The organism is Pseudomonas sp. FSL W5-0203 (genome assembly GCF_001896155.1).
Classification (GTDB): domain Bacteria; phylum Pseudomonadota; class Gammaproteobacteria; order Pseudomonadales; family Pseudomonadaceae; genus Aquipseudomonas; species Aquipseudomonas paracarnis.
Genome location: NZ_MPOR01000012.1, coordinates 1 through 15,609, shown reverse-complemented (window position 1 = coordinate 15,609; position 15,609 = coordinate 1). Strand labels below are relative to the sequence as shown.

General features: G+C 53.0%; 17 protein-coding genes. 12 read left to right on the top strand and 5 right to left on the bottom strand.

Features of this window, described 5'->3' with window-relative positions; translation table 11 throughout:
* Nucleotides 1-25: 25 nt before the first annotated feature.
* From BOP96_RS13250 to BOP96_RS13240, 3 genes are all read right to left on the bottom strand, one after another.
* Nucleotides 26-916: a pseudouridine synthase gene (locus tag BOP96_RS13250; protein WP_014717693.1), complete on the bottom strand. Its 891-nt coding sequence runs from the start codon at nucleotides 914-916 to the stop codon at nucleotides 26-28.
* Nucleotides 917-985: 69 nt separating this feature from the next.
* The gene (locus BOP96_RS13245; protein WP_003189932.1) at nucleotides 986-1,321 is read right to left on the bottom strand and encodes a hypothetical protein; all 336 of its coding nucleotides are present in this window, start codon (nucleotides 1,319-1,321) and stop codon (nucleotides 986-988) included.
* Nucleotides 1,322-1,395: 74 nt separating this feature from the next.
* Nucleotides 1,396-1,632, bottom strand: a complete 237-nt coding sequence (locus BOP96_RS13240) for a glutaredoxin family protein (RefSeq protein WP_014717692.1) — start codon at nucleotides 1,630-1,632, stop codon at nucleotides 1,396-1,398.
* Between the two features lie 173 nt (nucleotides 1,633-1,805).
* Here BOP96_RS13240 and BOP96_RS13235 point away from each other — a divergent pair, with 173 nt between their 5' ends.
* On the top strand, nucleotides 1,806-3,536 hold the full coding sequence (locus tag BOP96_RS13235; RefSeq protein ID WP_073453085.1) for a cation:proton antiporter: 1,731 nt from the start codon (nucleotides 1,806-1,808) through the stop codon (nucleotides 3,534-3,536).
* On the opposite strand, the gene BOP96_RS13230 is transcribed toward BOP96_RS13235, so the two are convergent.
* Nucleotides 3,523-4,731: an ammonium transporter gene (locus BOP96_RS13230; RefSeq protein ID WP_014717690.1), complete on the bottom strand. Its 1,209-nt coding sequence runs from the start codon at nucleotides 4,729-4,731 to the stop codon at nucleotides 3,523-3,525. The two genes, BOP96_RS13235 and BOP96_RS13230, sit on opposite strands and share 14 nt — an antisense overlap.
* Nucleotides 4,732-5,076: 345 nt before the next feature.
* On the opposite strand from BOP96_RS13230, the gene BOP96_RS13225 reads away from it, so the two are divergent.
* The 11 genes from BOP96_RS13225 (at nucleotide 5,077) to BOP96_RS13175 (ending at nucleotide 15,114) form a co-directional block, all read left to right on the top strand.
* On the top strand, nucleotides 5,077-5,391 hold the full coding sequence (locus tag BOP96_RS13225) for a DUF883 family protein (protein WP_019820355.1): 315 nt from the start codon (nucleotides 5,077-5,079) through the stop codon (nucleotides 5,389-5,391).
* Between the two features lie 2 nt (nucleotides 5,392-5,393).
* Complete coding sequence (locus BOP96_RS13220; protein ID WP_005786473.1) at nucleotides 5,394-5,798, top strand: phage holin family protein; 405 nt, start codon at nucleotides 5,394-5,396, stop codon at nucleotides 5,796-5,798.
* The gene (locus BOP96_RS13215; RefSeq protein WP_014717689.1) at nucleotides 5,795-6,136 is read left to right on the top strand and encodes a hypothetical protein; all 342 of its coding nucleotides are present in this window, start codon (nucleotides 5,795-5,797) and stop codon (nucleotides 6,134-6,136) included. Before BOP96_RS13220 ends, BOP96_RS13215 begins: the two co-directional genes overlap by 4 nt.
* A gap of 165 nt (nucleotides 6,137-6,301) precedes the next feature.
* Entirely contained in the window at nucleotides 6,302-7,633 is a 1,332-nt protein-coding gene (locus BOP96_RS13210) for a deoxyguanosinetriphosphate triphosphohydrolase (RefSeq protein ID WP_014717688.1), read from the top strand.
* 168 nt (nucleotides 7,634-7,801) lie between these two features.
* On the top strand, nucleotides 7,802-8,203 hold the full coding sequence (locus BOP96_RS13205) for a response regulator (protein WP_073453036.1): 402 nt from the start codon (nucleotides 7,802-7,804) through the stop codon (nucleotides 8,201-8,203).
* A 249-nt stretch (nucleotides 8,204-8,452) separates the two neighbouring features.
* The gene (locus tag BOP96_RS13200; RefSeq protein ID WP_014717686.1) at nucleotides 8,453-9,079 is read left to right on the top strand and encodes a response regulator transcription factor; all 627 of its coding nucleotides are present in this window, start codon (nucleotides 8,453-8,455) and stop codon (nucleotides 9,077-9,079) included.
* Nucleotides 9,080-9,087: 8 nt separating this feature from the next.
* Nucleotides 9,088-11,310: a transporter substrate-binding domain-containing protein gene (locus tag BOP96_RS13195; RefSeq protein ID WP_373420027.1), complete on the top strand. Its 2,223-nt coding sequence runs from the start codon at nucleotides 9,088-9,090 to the stop codon at nucleotides 11,308-11,310.
* 138 nt (nucleotides 11,311-11,448) lie between these two features.
* Entirely contained in the window at nucleotides 11,449-12,165 is a 717-nt protein-coding gene (locus BOP96_RS13190) for a hypothetical protein (protein WP_073453033.1), read from the top strand.
* A gap of 62 nt (nucleotides 12,166-12,227) precedes the next feature.
* Nucleotides 12,228-12,641, top strand: coding sequence for a hypothetical protein (locus BOP96_RS29605; protein ID WP_073453032.1), 414 nt, complete (start codon nucleotides 12,228-12,230; stop codon nucleotides 12,639-12,641).
* Nucleotides 12,642-12,688: 47 nt separating this feature from the next.
* Nucleotides 12,689-13,075 carry a hypothetical protein gene (locus BOP96_RS13180; RefSeq protein WP_060765330.1) on the top strand — a complete coding sequence of 129 codons (387 nt, stop codon included), beginning with the start codon at nucleotides 12,689-12,691 and terminating at the stop codon, nucleotides 13,073-13,075.
* A gap of 311 nt (nucleotides 13,076-13,386) precedes the next feature.
* Complete coding sequence (locus BOP96_RS13175) at nucleotides 13,387-15,114, top strand: replication endonuclease (RefSeq protein ID WP_060765331.1); 1,728 nt, start codon at nucleotides 13,387-13,389, stop codon at nucleotides 15,112-15,114.
* On the opposite strand, the gene BOP96_RS29600 is transcribed toward BOP96_RS13175, so the two are convergent.
* Nucleotides 15,111-15,563 (bottom strand): hypothetical protein, encoded by a 453-nt coding sequence (locus tag BOP96_RS29600; protein WP_138726222.1) that lies wholly within the window; start codon nucleotides 15,561-15,563, stop codon nucleotides 15,111-15,113. The two genes, BOP96_RS13175 and BOP96_RS29600, sit on opposite strands and share 4 nt — an antisense overlap.
* Nucleotides 15,564-15,609: the final 46 nt, after the last annotated feature.

The window sequence follows — 15,609 nt, the reverse complement described above, 5'->3', positions numbered from 1 at the left end:
GCGCGGGCCTTGTTGTTCCTGGGGTTTACCAGTCCAGGGTGATCTGGCTGCGGAAGCTGCGTTGTTCACCGCTCACCGGGTCGATAAAGCGCACGCCCTGGGCCAGCAGCTTAAGTGGCTTGGCGTAATCGTCCTCGGCATCCTTGATTACTTCGGGGTAAAACGGGTCATTACAGATGCTTGCCCCCAGTGCCGTCATATGCACGCGCAGCTGGTGCTTCTTACCGGTCACCGGGAACAGGCCGTAGCGCCATAGATCAGCGTTTTTCTCGCGCACCTCTACCGCCGTCTCGGTGTTGCTGGCCCCCGGCCCTTCCTGCATGCGAAAGAAAGGCTCGCCATCCACCAAACGGCTTTTGTGCACCAACGGGAAGCTGAGGTGCGGCAAGGCCGGTGCGATGGCTTCGTAGAATTTGTCGATACGCCGTGTGGGAAACAATTGCTGATAGGCCGAACGGCTGTGCGGGTTGGCGGAGAACAGCACCAACCCCGCCGTATGCCGGTCGATGCGGTGCAGAGGCACCAGGGCGGGATTGTCCAGGCGCCGGATCAAGCGTCGCAACAAGGTGTGCTCGACGTACTCGCCAGCGGGTGTCACTGGCAGGAAATGCGGTTTGTCCGCCACCACCAGGTGTTCATCGGCGTACAGGATGTTTTCCTGCACCGGAATCACTTTCTCGTTGAGCACTTCGCGAAAGTAATAGATGCACAGGCCTTCCTTGTAGCCCAGGCCCAGGCTGATCGGGTTGCCATTGACATCCAGCACCCGGCCGCGGGCAATGCGGTCCAGCCACTGTTCGCGGCCAATGGCCGGGAAGTGTGCGCACAGGCAATCGAGCACTGTCACCCAGGAGCCCGGCGGCAAGTACAGGGTGCTGGCTTGGTGCTGGGAGGGGGAAAAAACCAAAGTGGACATGCCGACGCTCAAAGCCTGGAAAACAGGCGGGCATTATCGCCCATGGCGCGCGATTGCCTAGGGCCTATCTCAGGCCTTGGCCAGTTGAGCCCGCAGCACCGGCGAGGCGCTCGCCGCCTCGGTGAATTCCTTGAGCCAGCGCAGCACGTCCACCGCTTCCCAACGGCCTGGGTCATACAGCGCGTAGAGCAAGCCCTGATAACCCACCACATCCAGCTGCTTGTGATAACCGGCGCGCTGGAACAGCGCCTCGATTTCCGCGAAGCAGGTGTTGAAATGCACTTTGTTAAACGGCGTCTTGCCTTCCGTGACCAAGCCATCGAGGCGCAGTTCGTTCACCGCGTCACGCACCACATCGGCGGACATGCGATTGACGCTGCTTTTAAGTTGTTCAACATTCACCACGGGCGTTCCCTCTATTCAATCGCTGTACGAATATACAGTAACTGAATATTTGAAAAGCCGCCATCGCATAAATCTCAGCGCAGGAAGGCAACCACCTGCTCGGTGTCGAACGGCCAGTCCAGTTCCGCCCCGGTGTCCGTGCGGCGAAGCACCGGAATCCGCAGGCCGTAGACGTCTGTCAGGTCCTGCGGATCGGTGATATCCACCAACTCCACCAACAGCCCGTGTTCGACGAGCGGCATGACTTCGGCTTCGGCGATCTCACACAAATGGCAACCCAGGGTGCCGAACAGCTGGCATTCAGGAAGCATGATGAAAGGACTCGGTCACAAAACGAATCTCCATTCTAAGCCCAACAAGCCCCTTGTAGGAGCGAGCTTGCTCGCTCCTACGGTGCAAAAAGCCTGACCCAGATCACCATGGCCTATAACTGATTCAGCGATTCTCGCGGCTTTTTGCCGCTCACCCTGCAACGGAGATGCCTGTGTTCGCCAACCTGCTGATTATTCTGGCTTCATCCCTGGTGGTGATTGCGTTGTTTCGCCGGCTGCAGTTGCCTCCCGTGCTGGGCTACCTGTGCGTGGGCCTGGCAGTGGGGCCCACCGCGCTGGACTGGGTCAATGACAACGAAGACCTGCCGGACCTGGCCGAGATGGGCGTGGTGTTCCTGCTGTTTTCCCTGGGGCTTGAGTTTTCCCTGTCGAAAATGTTGGCGCTGCGCAGCGTGGTATTTGGCCTGGGCAGCCTGCAGGTGCTGGGGTGCGGGGCATTGCTGGGCGTTTTGTTGATGAGCTTAGGCCTCGCGCCTGGCATCGCGTTATTGCTGGGCGCAGGGCTGGCGTTATCGTCCACGGCCATTGTCAGCAAGGAATTGGCCAGCCTCGGGGAAATCTTCAGCAGTCATGGCCAGAATGCGATAGGCGTGTTGCTGTTCCAGGATGTCGTGGCGGTGTTGCTGCTGACACTGGTGCCGGTGTTTGCCGGCAGCAGCGACCACGCCTGGTACTGGGCGCTGCCGTTGACGCTGGCTAAGACCGTGGTGCTGTTCGTGGGCCTGTTGTTCGCCAGCCGCTGGTTGCTGCCGCGCCTGTTCCGTGAAGTCGCCGCGTCTCATTCGGCGGAGCTGTTTGTGCTGCTGGCGCTGGTGATTGTCTTGCTCACCGCCTGGCTCACCCACCTGCTGGGCCTGTCCCCTGCCCTCGGCGCGTTCCTGGCCGGCATGCTGCTGGGCGAGAGCCATTACCGACACCAGATCGAAGCCGATATCCGCCCGTTTCGCGACATCCTGCTGGGGCTGTTTTTTGTCAGCATCGGCATGCTCATCGATCTGCAGTTGTTCGTCAGCCACAGCCTGTTGATCCTCGGCCTGACGCTCACGTTGATGCTGGTCAAAGGCATGGTCGTCGCGGCGCTGGTCAAGTGGCGTGACAGCGACACCGAAACGGCCTGGCGCAGCGGCCTGGCACTGGCCCAGGGCGGCGAATTCTGTTTTGCGCTGATGGCGCAAATGCAGCAGAGCCGGTTGATTCCCGATGAGTTCAACGGCCTGCTACTGGCTGCCACCTTCTGCTCAATGCTGCTGACACCACTGCTGTTACGTGCGGCACCGGCCATCGCCCTGCGCCTGCATCGCAAGCCCAACCAGCAAGTGCAACTGGAACACATCACCGCGCTCAACGCCCAACTGCATAGGCACGTGGTGATTTGCGGGTATGGCCGGGTAGGCCAGTCCATCGGGCGCTTTATGCGCCGCGAACAACAGGCGTTTATCGCCCTGGATGATGACCCCGAACGGGTGCAGGAAGCCGCCACCGAGGACAGCAGCGTGCATTACGGCGACTGCCGCCGTGGCGCTTTGCTCAGCGCCGTCGGCCTGGAACGGTCGCGGTTGGTGGTGATCGCGGTGGACAACAGCGATGTCGCGCTGGTGGTGCTCAAGGAGGCACGGCAGATCAACCCTGACGTGCCGATTTTGGTGCGCACCCGCGATGACAGCCAGTTGGCTGAGCTCAAGGCCGCGGGCGCCAGCGAAGTGGTGCCCGAGCTGTTGGAGTCGAGCCTGATGCTCGCCTCCCATGCCCTGATCCTGCTGGGTCTGCCGGACCAACAGGTGCAGGCGCGAGTGAACGAAGTACGGCGCAACCACTATCGCCTGCTGCACGGTTTCTACCCACCGGAACACACTGACGAAGACGCGCCGATCAGTCCTGACTGACCGCGCCGATTTTGTGAATCGACAGGTCTGCGCCGTAATACTCCTGCTCCTGGCTCAAGCGCAGCCCTTGCACACGCTTGATCACACCGTACACCAGCAAGCCGCCGCCAAACGCCACGGCCACGCCCAACCCGGTGCCGATCAACTGGCTGATCAGGCTCACGCCGCCCAGCCCACCGAGGGCGGCCTGCCCGAAAATACCGCAGGCAATGCCGCCCCACACACCGCACAAGCCATGCAATGGCCACACGCCCAGCACGTCATCGATCTTCCAGCGCGACTGGGCAGCGATAAAACACCATACGAACAAGCCACCAGCCACCACGCCCGTGACCAGCGCGCCCACCGGGTGCATCAGGTCGGAACCGGCGCAGATTGCCACCAACCCGGCCAAAGGACCGTTGTGCAGAAACCCAGGATCGTTACGGCCAATTACCAGGGCAGCCACGGTGCCACCGACCATGGCCATCAGCGAATTGACGGCCACCAGGCCACTGACGCCATTGAGGGTTTGGGCGCTCATCACGTTAAAGCCGAACCAGCCCACGATCAAAATCCACGAGCCCAGCGCCAGGAAAGGAATGCTCGACGGCGCAAACGCCACCAGACGCCCTTCACGATAACGCCCATTGCGCGGGCCCAGCAGCAACACCGCCGCCAGCGCCAGCCAGCCGCCCATGGCGTGAACCACCACGGAACCGGCAAAGTCGTGGAAGCTGGCACCAAAGGTTGCGAGCAGCCAGGCTTGCAGGCCAAGGTTGCCGTTCCACACCAGACCTTCGAAGAACGGGTAGATAAACGCCACGATCAACGCGGTGGCACACAGCTGCGGCGCAAACTTGGCACGCTCGGCAATCCCACCGGAAATGATCGCCGGAATCGCCGCGGCAAACGTCAGCAGGAAGAAAAACTTCACCAGGCCGTAGCCATGATCGGCGCTGATCACGGCGGCCGGTTGCAGGAAGCTCACACCGTAGGAGATCCAATAGCCTATAAAGAAATAGGCCAGCGTTGAAATCGCAAAATCACTGAGGATTTTCGACAAGGCGTTGACCTGGTTTTTCTGGCGCACCGTGCCAACCTCAAGGAAGGCAAAGCCGGCGTGCATGGCCAGCACCATGACCGCGCCAATCAGAATGAACAAGGTGTTGGAACTGTGGACGAGGGTGTCCACCGCGCTTTGCAAGTTTTCCATGGAGGTTGGCAGGCCTGCATCAAGGCAAAAAGCACCAAAGCGGTTCAAGCCAGGGTTTCGCGCACTAAATTGGCACCGCCGGCCTCGCCCTTCTTCAGAGGGCGTGAACCGCTTTAGCGCAGCGATCAACACAACAGGCCGTTGCCGACAGGGTTTTTCCGCGAAGTTAAGTGATTTAGGGTAAGGTTTTTCAAGGTTTTCACCTCGACCGCCCGGATTCAGCGCAGGCTCCAGGGCCTGCGCACCAAGGCAAAGCAAAAGCTGTACCACACAATTGCAGTGAACCTTCAGCGAACGCCGCGACTCGAAACCACACGTACAGATCAGCTACCCACGGAGATAACCATGGCCGGTAAAACAGCAAAGACTGCTCAAGAGATACTGATGGAGGATTTTCAAACCCTGGTCAGCGATACCGAAAAGCTGCTGGACGACACTGCCGTGCTGGCCGGTGACCAGGCTGACGAGCTGCGCACCAAGATCCATGAGAGCCTGCTCAAGGCCCGCCAGACCCTGCAACTGACCGAAGACTCATTGCGCGAGCGCGGCCAGGCGGCGATCACTGCCACTGAAGACTACGTGCAAGCCAACCCATGGCAGTCAGTCGGCATTGCTGCCGGCGTAGGTTTTTTGATCGGTCTATTGGCTACAAGGCGCTAACCATGTCTATCGGCGAATCCAGCTCATCCACGAGCGCACATTCCTCAGCAAGCGGTTCAACTTCCCGACGCCTGGGCGCAGCTGTGCTGGGCTTGCTGCACAGTCATGTCGAGTTGTTCGGCATTGAATTACAAGAGCAAAAGGCTCGTACCGTCAGCCTGTTGCTGTTTGCCGGCCTGGCATTGGTGTTTGCCCTGCTGTTGCTGGTGGGCTTGTCGACGCTGGTGATGATCCTGGTGTGGGACACGGGCTATCGCCTGACCGGCATCATCTGCCTCTGCGTGTTCTATAGCCTGGCCGCTGCGTTCTGCGGCGTGCGCTTGAAGGCGGCGGTATTCGATGAGTCCACGCCCTTCCATGCCACGCTCGAAGAACTGGCCAATGACCGGGAGCGCCTGCTGCCATGAGCATGACTGAGATCCCGCAAAATACGTCACGCCGGGAAATGCGCAAAGCCTTGATCCGCCTGCGCATGGAAATGCACCGCCAGGAAATCCGGCATGAGTCCCAACAACTCATGGCGCCCCTGCACAAAATGCGCAATATGCGCCACAACTGGCAGGACAGCCTGGGCATCAAGCACGCGCCGTTGTGGGGCGTGGCGGCGGTCACGCTGATGGGCTTCTTTACCGGCAAGGGCGCCAAGGGCGGCAGTATCAGCAGCATCACGCGCCTGGTGCGGCTGGGTGCCGGGTTGATCCCACTGATCAAGTTGGCCATGCAAGGCGCTTCGCGCAAAAGCTGACCTTCGAAAGCCAATGACCGCAACGACCAGACAACTGCTGGTCATTGCGGTTTTTTGCGCTGCCTGTTAATTGATACTGACGCGGCCGACCGCTGGATTCGCTTGCCCCATAAAGGCCGAACCGGGAAGCTGGCGCTGTCATTCACCCTACGGAGAGCCTCTGCCTTGGATTGGCCCACCCTGTTGACCCGCGAACGTCTTGGAAAACCCCTGCACAGCCCTGAAGAACTGGGCCGCAGTCCCTTTCACAAAGATCACGACCGCATTATTTTCTCTGGCGCGTTCCGGCGCCTGGGGCGCAAGACCCAAGTACACCCGGTGACGAGCAACGACCATATCCACACACGCTTGACCCACTCGCTGGAAGTCAGCTGCGTGGGGCGCTCCCTGGGCATGCGCGTAGGCGAAACCCTGCGCGGCGCCCTGCCCGACTGGTGCGACCCGAGCGACCTGGGCATGGTGGTGCAATCGGCCTGCCTGGCCCATGACATCGGCAACCCACCGTTCGGGCACTCTGGCGAAGACGCCATTCGCCACTGGTTCCAACAGGCCGCCGGGCGCGGCTGGCTGGATGACATGAGCAGCGCCGAACGCAATGACTTCCTTAACTTCGAAGGCAATGCCCAGGGTTTTCGGGTGCTCACCCAACTTGAATACCATCAGTTCGACGGCGGTACGCGGCTGACCTACGCCACCTTGGGCACTTACCTTAAATACCCCTGGACCGCCCGCCACGCCGACTCGCTGGGCTACAAGAAACACAAGTTTGGCTGTTACCAGAGCGAGCTGCCGATTCTTGAGCAAATCGCCCACAAGCTGGGGTTGCCTCAGTTGGAGGAACAACGTTGGGCGCGTCACCCGCTCGTGTATCTGATGGAGGCCGCCGACGACATCTGCTATGCGTTGATCGACCTGGAAGACGGCCTGGAAATGGAGTTGCTGGAGTACGCCGAAGTCGAGTCATTGCTGCTGGACCTGGTCGGCGATGATCTGCCACAAACCTATCGCCAACTGGGGCCAATGGACTCGCGCCGCCGCAAGCTGGCGATCCTGCGCGGCAAAGCCATCGAGCACCTGACCAACGCAGCGGCGCAGGCGTTCGTCGAACAACAGGACGCCCTGTTGGCCGGCACGCTGCCGGGGGATCTGGTGGAGCACATGCACGGCCCGGCAAAGCGCTGCGTGCTGGATGCCAAGGACATGGCGCGCAAGAAAATCTTCCAGGACAAGCGCAAGACGTTGCATGAAATCGGGGCCTACACCACCCTGGAAATCCTGCTGAACGCCTTCTGCGGCGCGGCCCTTGAACAACATGGCGGGCGCACCCCGTCGTTCAAGAACCGGCGCATTCTCGACCTGCTAGGCAATAGCGCGCCAGACCCCGCCTGGTCACTGCACGCCTCGTTCCTGCGGATGATCGACTTCATCGCCGGTATGACCGACAGCTACGCCACCGAAATGGCACGAGAAATGACCGGGCGCTCCGGCCCCCAATAACGACTTCATCAGGCAACCTGTTCCCTGAAGCGAATTGCCCTACGACGGGAACAGAGCGGCCTGATCGAATTCGTACAGACACTCGAAGAATAATCACGCGCGCTCCCAACGGACCAGCCGAGTCATTCCTACTGCCCCCATCGACGCTTGCCTTACTGTGTGCTCTTTATGCCCAGCTATTCTCTCCGTATTCTTTTGGTGGAGGATCACCCCTTTCAACTCCTGGCCACCCAATGCCTGCTCAGAAGTTTCGGCTTCGACCAACTGACCGCGGTGGAAAATGCCGAGCAGGCCATACGCGCGATGAGCCAGTCCGAACACCCTTTCGACCTGATGTTATGCGACCAATGCCTGCCAGACCTGCCTGGGCTTGAACTGGTGGAAATCGCCAGCCGCCGACGCTTCATCAGCAGTGCCATCCTGTTGAGCGGCTTACCTACGCCAGAACTGGTCAACCTGACGACACAAGCCGCGCAACGAAATCTCCCCCTCCTTGGCTATTTGCCAAAACCTTTGAACAAAGATGATCTTGAAATATTAATCGGCTTAACTTTCGCCCCCCTCATGTAGGATTTTAAACATTCCTTTCAACGAAAATAGATACGAGGCCCGCCGTAAATTCCCCAGCCTTGCGTCTTGTCATGATCGACCTCGAAACGCTCACATGCCTTGTCACGATTACCTAACAACTTGTAGGTCTATACCTTTTTAAATGTAGGAACTTTCCTGTTCTGCATCTACTCCTTGCGAGCTTCATACTGCGGACTCACCTTCTGAGCTAATGTGCCCGCTTTATCTGCACCTGCATGGAATGTGACTATGAACTCAGTTTTTATTATCGACGACCATCCCGTTATCCGGCTTGCCATTCGAATGTTGCTGGAACATGAAGGTTACAAAGTCGTCGGCGAAACAGATAACGGGTGCGATGCCATACAGATGGTGCGTGAATGCCTTCCAGACTTGGTGATTCTCGACATCAGCATCCCGAAACTTGATGGCCTTGAGGTGCTCTGCCGGTTCAACGCCATGAACACCTCGATGAAAACCCTGGTCCTCACGGCTCAATGTCCGACGTTGTTTGCCACGCGGTGCATGCGCTCGGGGGCAGAGGGCTATGTGTGCAAGGAGGGTGACCTGAGCGAGTTGCTGAGCGCCATCCGCGCGGTGCTATCCGGCTACAACTACTTCCCCAGCCAGGCCTTGAATGGCCCCGGAACGGAAGGCATGGATGCTCAGGAGCTGGAACTGTTCAAGACCGTCAACGACCGGGAGCTGATGGTGCTGCAACTGTTTGCACAAGGTCGCACTAACAAGGAAATCGCCAAAGGTATGTTCCTGAGTAACAAGACCGTCAGTACTTATAAGAAAAGATTAATGCAAAAACTCCAAGCCAAATCCTTGGTCGACCTCATCGAGTTGGCAAAACGAAACGCGCTAGTGTGAGAAAGCGGATGCCCAGGCGTATAAAGGACTATCTGATTATATTAAGTGCCGGTTTGTACTTCAGCACAACTGTGCTGGCAGAGCACCAAACCAGCCCGGAACGCTTCACCCTCTTGAGTCGTGCGGGAGCTGTACAACTGGACACTCATTTTGACAAGGCCCAGCGCCAGTGGCTGCATAACAAACGTGAACTAACGCTGGGTACATCCAGTCCTGACTACCCACCCTTTGACCTCACGTCCAGCGGACATGATTATGAAGGCCTTACCGCCGATTACGCGGGATTGCTGGCCAAGGCACTCTCCCTGCCCATCACTGTGATGCGCTACCCGTCCCGGGCGGCTGCCATTCGCGCCCTGGAAGCCGGGGAAATCGACTTGTTGGGCTCCTCCAACGGCTTTGAGGCTGCAACGCCGAATCTGATCCTCTCCGAACCCTATGCGGTAGACCAGCCAGTCCTGGTCACACGCGAGGGAGAAACCCGCAGCCTCAGTGAAGGCCTCGACGGGCTGCGCCTGAGCCTTGTCTATCACTACCTGCCGCTTAATGAGGTGGAAAAGCTGTACCCCAAGGCGATCATCCGCGCCTACCCCTCTTATCAGAATGCCTTGAATGCAGTGGCCTTCGACCAGGCGGATGTGTTTCTCGGTGACACCATTTCCACCCATTACATGATCAACAAGGGCTACCTCAAAAACATTCGCATGGCCAACTTCGGCAAGCATGAAGCTTATGGCTTCAGCTTTGCCACGCGTCAGGACAACCGGATGCTCTTGAGCATTGTCGATTCAGCGCTGGCTTCGGTGCCCATCAATGAACGGGAGAGCATCGCCAAGCGTTGGAGCGCCGGCAGCGATATCCTGCTGACCGACAAGAAACTGCAACTGACCCAGCGCGAAGAGCGTTGGCTCAAAGACCACCCGGTGGTGACGGTCATCGTCAACGAAACCTTCGCGCCACTGACATTTTTCGATGCGGACGGCAACTTTCGCGGGATCACCGCGGACCTGCTGGAATTGATCCGCCTGCGCACCGGCCTGCGTTTTTCGGTACAACGTGGGCGCGACGTCAACGCGATGATCGACCAGGTCGCGACCCAGAAAGTCGATATGATCGGGGCCATCGTTCCCAGCAACGAGCGAGACCCACAACTTAATTTCAGCCGCCCTTACCTCGAAAACTCCTATGTGCTGTTGACGCGCAAAGAGCCAGGAGCGCCGTCGAACATGGAGCAAATGGCCGGAAAGCGCCTGGCGATAACCCAGGGTAACCCCTTGGCCGCAACCTTGACCAAGGACTTTCCTGAGATTCACCTGGTGGAAACCAGTGATACATTCAGAGCATCCGAGCTGCTCGCACAGGGACAAGTAGATGGGGCCGTGAACACCCTGGTGATCGCCAACTACTTCCTGTCTTCCCAGGTTTTCCAGGACCGCCTGCAAATCAGCGCCAGCATCGGCACCACCCCCGCAACATTCACCCTGGCCACCTCGCGCCAAGCCACGGAGTTGAGCTCGATCCTCGACAAGGCCCTGCTCAGCATTGCCCCGGATGAAATGGGCGTGATCAACAGCCGCTGGCGGGGCTACACCGCCGCGTCCGACAGTTACTGGCGAAACTATCATCAGTTGATCGCGCGCATCATCATCGGCACCGGCCTGTTGCTGTTGATTTCCTTGGCCTGGAACGCCTACATGCGGCGCCAGATCAAGCATCGAAAAATGGCCGAACGCGCCCTCAACGATCAGTTCGAGTTCATGCGCGCGCTGGTCAATGAGACGCCGCATCCGATCTACGTGCGCGACCGCAATGGCCTGCTGCAGACCTGCAACGACAGCTACCTGCAGGTGTTCGACGTCAAGCGTGAAGACGTGATCGGCAAAAGCGTGACCCAGATGAGCATGGCCCTGGAGTCGGAGGCGGCCCAGTACCATGCTGACTATCTGCGCGTGGTGGCCGAGGGCAACCCGCTGATCCTCGATCGCAGCCTGCATATCCACGACAGGAAACTGACCATCTACCACTGGATCCTGCCTTACCGCGACTCCACGGGTGAAGTCCAAGGCATCATCGGTGGCTGGATCGATATCAGTGACCGACGCCAGCTATTCGATGAACTGCGCGCCGCCAAGGAGCGTGCCGACGAGGCCAATCGCGCCAAGAGCACGTTCCTGGCCACCATGAGCCACGAGATTCGCACCCCGATGAACGCAATGATAGGCCAAATTTGAAGAAATATTAACTCGGCATTTTGGGTGTTTTTTGACCAGCAACTCTGCTGGTCCAAACGTGGAAATCATGCGAAACCATTGCAACCTGATGATGCTAAAATGGTATCAGTCAACCACATTCTCCATGGAGGGTCGAAAATGAAAAATATCGGGCGTACAGTTGGAATCGTAACTGGACTAATGTTTAGCGCAATGTCATTCGCTGATAGTGATTGCCCAAATACAACTTATGACAGTGGTTACAAAAAACAGCTGCCGGTTGTGGGACGTGATGAGTTAATAAAAACAAACACACCTCTTTTTGCTAACGGTAAGATTACCTGCCTTATTGGATTGAACTATCGAAAAATGAGTGAAAACGAGAAGCTCCGCATTGAGACTGGGAGCTTTAAAAATATTAAATATCGAATTTACTATACTGACGGTAGCGGCTCTATACAAGGCGATAAAAACAGTACATTAGACACTATCAAGGATTTGCATGTAACCAATTGGAGTACGGGTTGCAAGGTGGATGGCATGGAAGACAAACATTGGTGCTATATACAAAAAAAGGATTTGATGGTGGGCATATGGAAAGATGGAAAAAGTTTTATAAGCATTGGCAGTGAGCATTTTCCGAATTCAAATATTGCGATTAGAATCGACCAGCAAACTCCAAATAGCGCTTCTGCCGAAAGTGGATTCAACAGAAAACAAACTACTCAAATAATTGAACAGCTTAAATCTGGTAGCAAAGCGCTGACACGTTACCAAGAATGGCCATATGAGCAAAACAAGGACCAGACCATAGATTTATATGGCTTCGCAGAAGCTTGGGAAATAATAAATACGGTTTACCGCACTCCCAAATAAACTACATAGCGTGTTGAGGGCAAACACACGATTAGTCCCCCAACCAAAATAAGGTACAAAAAATGAAGCTTCCGACAGACCTACAAATTTTAGAAGCAATTTATAATGAATACTATGAGCCATATAGTAATTTCAGCAAGGGAGAGGAAAATGGTAGGGACAGTAAAGCATATATGCCAATCGACATCGACTTAATAGCGTCAAAGCTCAATGTAGATTCGGGGATAGTATTTGGACGATTATATAATCATTTAAACAGGCTCCACTCTTATGTCAATGACGACGCACAGAAATCCAGAGTCCCGCTCTTCGAGTTGCAAGTTGGAAGAGATGTTAGATGCATTCACTTCCCAATGATGGCTTCTGTATTAGCTGGACTTCAATCAGAGAAGAGTAAATTTTTTACAACTACATGGATTTCAGGAGCCGCCATGATAGTGTCATTAGCTGCTTTGGCCGTTAGCATAGTTAAGTGAAATTCAATAGAAGTGCTACAATTGAGTAATGATAATATCTAATTGATATGGAAGATGCTTTTAAATTCCTTGTGGTTCTCGGTGCGCTTTGCATTGCAGTAAACGTTGGTTATTTCAAAAGTGACGAGGTTCAGCAAGGCGCTGTTATTGAAACTAAAATTTCAGCAAAGGACGGGCTGACTGACAAAGAGAAAAAGAAGTCTGTAAGAGCTTTTCAAAATGCAGCTAACGACTGCAAAAGTAAAGACTCATACAATGAACGAGGTAGCTCTATGCTTCAAATAAGCCATACATTTAACTTCAAGACTGGGAGTTGTGAAGAGGCCAAAACGCTTTGGACTATGCAAGACGATATTTTTTGGAGAAACCCAGAGTATTTGAGCAGAGGTGTGGTTATAAAAACCTACACTCTTCCGACAAATCCCTATTTCTAAAAAAAGTCGAACGGGCTTCACTTCTTGACAGGTGCTTACTCTATTGCAGTGTATAGCCGAGCCGTCAGGCTAATGCTTTTGATTTTGCTCTTCTTGGATAATTCTAAAATAACTGTCGCAACCATTAAATCCGTGGCTTACAGCGAATTCTATTTTATAAATATTAACTCTCGAAGTTAAGATAATTACATAATTACGACATTATTATATAAAGGCGACATCACTAAAATATAGGTAATAAAAAAGAGCCTTTCGGCTCTTGTATTTATTTTTCATTTGTTATAATTGAGTTACCACACACAATTTTAAAAATGAAACTTCATACGTCAATTATACCATTTATAAATAAAAAGCAAGTAATAAGCAAAGAAAATATTGCGGAAATAAGTTCGGATATTTCTTTGTATTTGAAGCCAGAGATAAATATCTACGAACTTAAACGTAAGATAGAGATAGCAATCTCTCAATTTAACTCAACTACCAAAACCTTTTCACTGTTGTTTAACTATACCCCTCATACTACATTGCCTTTTTTAAGTGATTCAGAGGGTTTTTCGAGTGGCAACTACAATGACGTTTGGGATGGCAAGCTCCCGATTGCAATAGATATTTTACAAACAAAGAAAAAAGTTGAATTTGATTATCGTGAAAAAATAGATAATTACGACAAGGAGACAATTGCTTTCGCAAATGTCATTAATAAATTATTCGGCTATCTCACTGCCAACGAGAACCTTAAAGGCTTAATACTTCAAGCAAGCGCTATCCCTTCTTTAAAGAAAGAATTAGAAAGCATCACCATATATAAAAACATAAAATTTTCGGACTTGCGCCTTGCAGGAACTATTTATGACAAGCTTGATGAGTACTTCATTACTAATGAAGCATTAGGTTTTGCTAGTGATATGGCGTTCATAGATAAAGAGTTTGATAAAAAAGATAAAAGAACATTTCGTCGATTGCGAAACATCATAAGGAAAATAGCAAGAAAACAAAGGGAAATTCACTTGATGAAAAATAGAAGGATTGGTGAAAACGGCCAAGTATATTGCAGTGAAGAACTACTGAAATATCAGCACGAAAAGGATATTGAACAACAAGACTATGTTGAGAATACAGAAGTAATCTTTAAGGACGAAAAAACAGGGGAAGAGCATTCTATACCGCTTTCGCAATTTGCCTTGACTGACGAACGCAAGGCGTCTGAGATTTATATGAAAGTTAAAAATTTAGAAAAAATCGCAGAAAGTAAAGGCTATGTGGCTTTATTTACAACATTTACTTGCCCAGCAGAATTTCATTCAAATCCTTCAAACGGGCGAAACTGTTGGAATGGTTCAACACCGAGAGATGCCTCTGACTGGCTTTCTAAACGCCTTGTGGCTCTGAACAAGGATAGAGAAAGACACGAGATTGAGACGCTTGGGATGTGGTGCAAAGAAGCTCACAAAGACCAATGTGTTCATATGCATTCGATGTTTTTTGTTCATCCTGACCAAGCAGATGAGCTAATTGAACTCATCAATAAACATTTTTCGCACAGCCCTAGTGCTGTGCGAATTGTTCACATTTCAGAAGAAGAAGCTAAAAAAGCGGGAAAAAAAGCAGCGAGCCCAGCGAGCTATATCACGAAATACGTGATTAAAAGTCTACGTGATAAGTCTGATGAGTCGATGAAAAACAAGGCTGTTGCTCGTCTGTGGAATTATCATATGTACGGTTTTTTTGGAAAAACAAAGTCAATATTGTGGCGAACATTTGATAGGTTTTTCAATAAAGAACCTCACGAATTAAGATTGGCTTTAAAAAACAAAGTTTTTGTAAAGCTCGCAGAATTAAGAAAAGAGAACAAATTTTGGGAGTTTTGTGAGTATGCCAATGAGTTTATCAAATCAATTATCGTAGAGATTGACACTGAAACCCCAAGCGGGTTTGAGTACATTAAGAAAATAAAGTGGGGTTATCGTGTTAAAGATACAGATGATTGTCTACAAACAAAATTCAACTGCCGATTAAAAACCAGCGGGGCTGGCTTTTAAGTGAGTTTGTTTTTTTGTGATTGAGAGTTTTCGTATGTTGGTCGGCTTTCAGGAGCGCTTCTGTCAAGAAATTGAGTAAATTCATTTTCTGATATTCTATTGTTTGCTGCTCGATGTTTAACTTCTTTGTGAGTCCATTTTTTTGTTCGTGCTTCAAAGTCCTTATCGTTCTTGTCGTAATGTCTATCTATTGAATTAAATAACTCTAACGACGCAGTGCTTTTATCTCTAACAATCTGTTTGACTCTATTATCAAACTCTTCTTCGTCAAGCAAATCATTCTTTAAGAATACTTTACCAAGACCAAATCGTTTTAAATTTCTATCGAAGAGCGGTTTAAGTCCCAACACTTGTTGATACAGGGTTTTCATTTCGTCGAAGATTTTTGTAAAGTATTCTTGTGTGAATTTCTTAAAAGACTCGGCGGCGGCAAAAACTGAGTGCAACACCTGACCTTTCCGGTACGGTGCTGCCCCTATGTCTTATACCGAACTC

Excerpts from the sequence above, each read along its gene's own strand:
- BOP96_RS13250 (WP_014717693.1), bottom strand. The coding sequence starts at position 916 with ATGTCCACTTTGGTTTTTTCCCCCTCCCAGCACCAAGCCAGCACCCTG.
- BOP96_RS13240 (WP_014717692.1), bottom strand. The coding sequence starts at position 1,632 with ATGCTTCCTGAATGCCAGCTGTTCGGCACCCTGGGTTGCCATTTGTGT.
- BOP96_RS13230 (WP_014717690.1), bottom strand. The coding sequence starts at position 4,731 with ATGGAAAACTTGCAAAGCGCGGTGGACACCCTCGTCCACAGTTCCAAC.
- BOP96_RS13225 (WP_019820355.1), top strand. The coding sequence starts at position 5,077 with ATGGCCGGTAAAACAGCAAAGACTGCTCAAGAGATACTGATGGAGGAT.
- BOP96_RS13220 (WP_005786473.1), top strand. The coding sequence starts at position 5,394 with ATGTCTATCGGCGAATCCAGCTCATCCACGAGCGCACATTCCTCAGCA.
- BOP96_RS13215 (WP_014717689.1), top strand. The coding sequence starts at position 5,795 with ATGAGCATGACTGAGATCCCGCAAAATACGTCACGCCGGGAAATGCGC.
- BOP96_RS13205 (WP_073453036.1), top strand. The coding sequence starts at position 7,802 with ATGCCCAGCTATTCTCTCCGTATTCTTTTGGTGGAGGATCACCCCTTT.
- BOP96_RS13200 (WP_014717686.1), top strand. The coding sequence starts at position 8,453 with ATGAACTCAGTTTTTATTATCGACGACCATCCCGTTATCCGGCTTGCC.
- BOP96_RS13195 (WP_373420027.1), top strand. The coding sequence starts at position 9,088 with ATGCCCAGGCGTATAAAGGACTATCTGATTATATTAAGTGCCGGTTTG.
- BOP96_RS13190 (WP_073453033.1), top strand. The coding sequence starts at position 11,449 with ATGAAAAATATCGGGCGTACAGTTGGAATCGTAACTGGACTAATGTTT.
- BOP96_RS29605 (WP_073453032.1), top strand. The coding sequence starts at position 12,228 with ATGAAGCTTCCGACAGACCTACAAATTTTAGAAGCAATTTATAATGAA.
- BOP96_RS13180 (WP_060765330.1), top strand. The coding sequence starts at position 12,689 with ATGGAAGATGCTTTTAAATTCCTTGTGGTTCTCGGTGCGCTTTGCATT.
- BOP96_RS13175 (WP_060765331.1), top strand. The coding sequence starts at position 13,387 with ATGAAACTTCATACGTCAATTATACCATTTATAAATAAAAAGCAAGTA.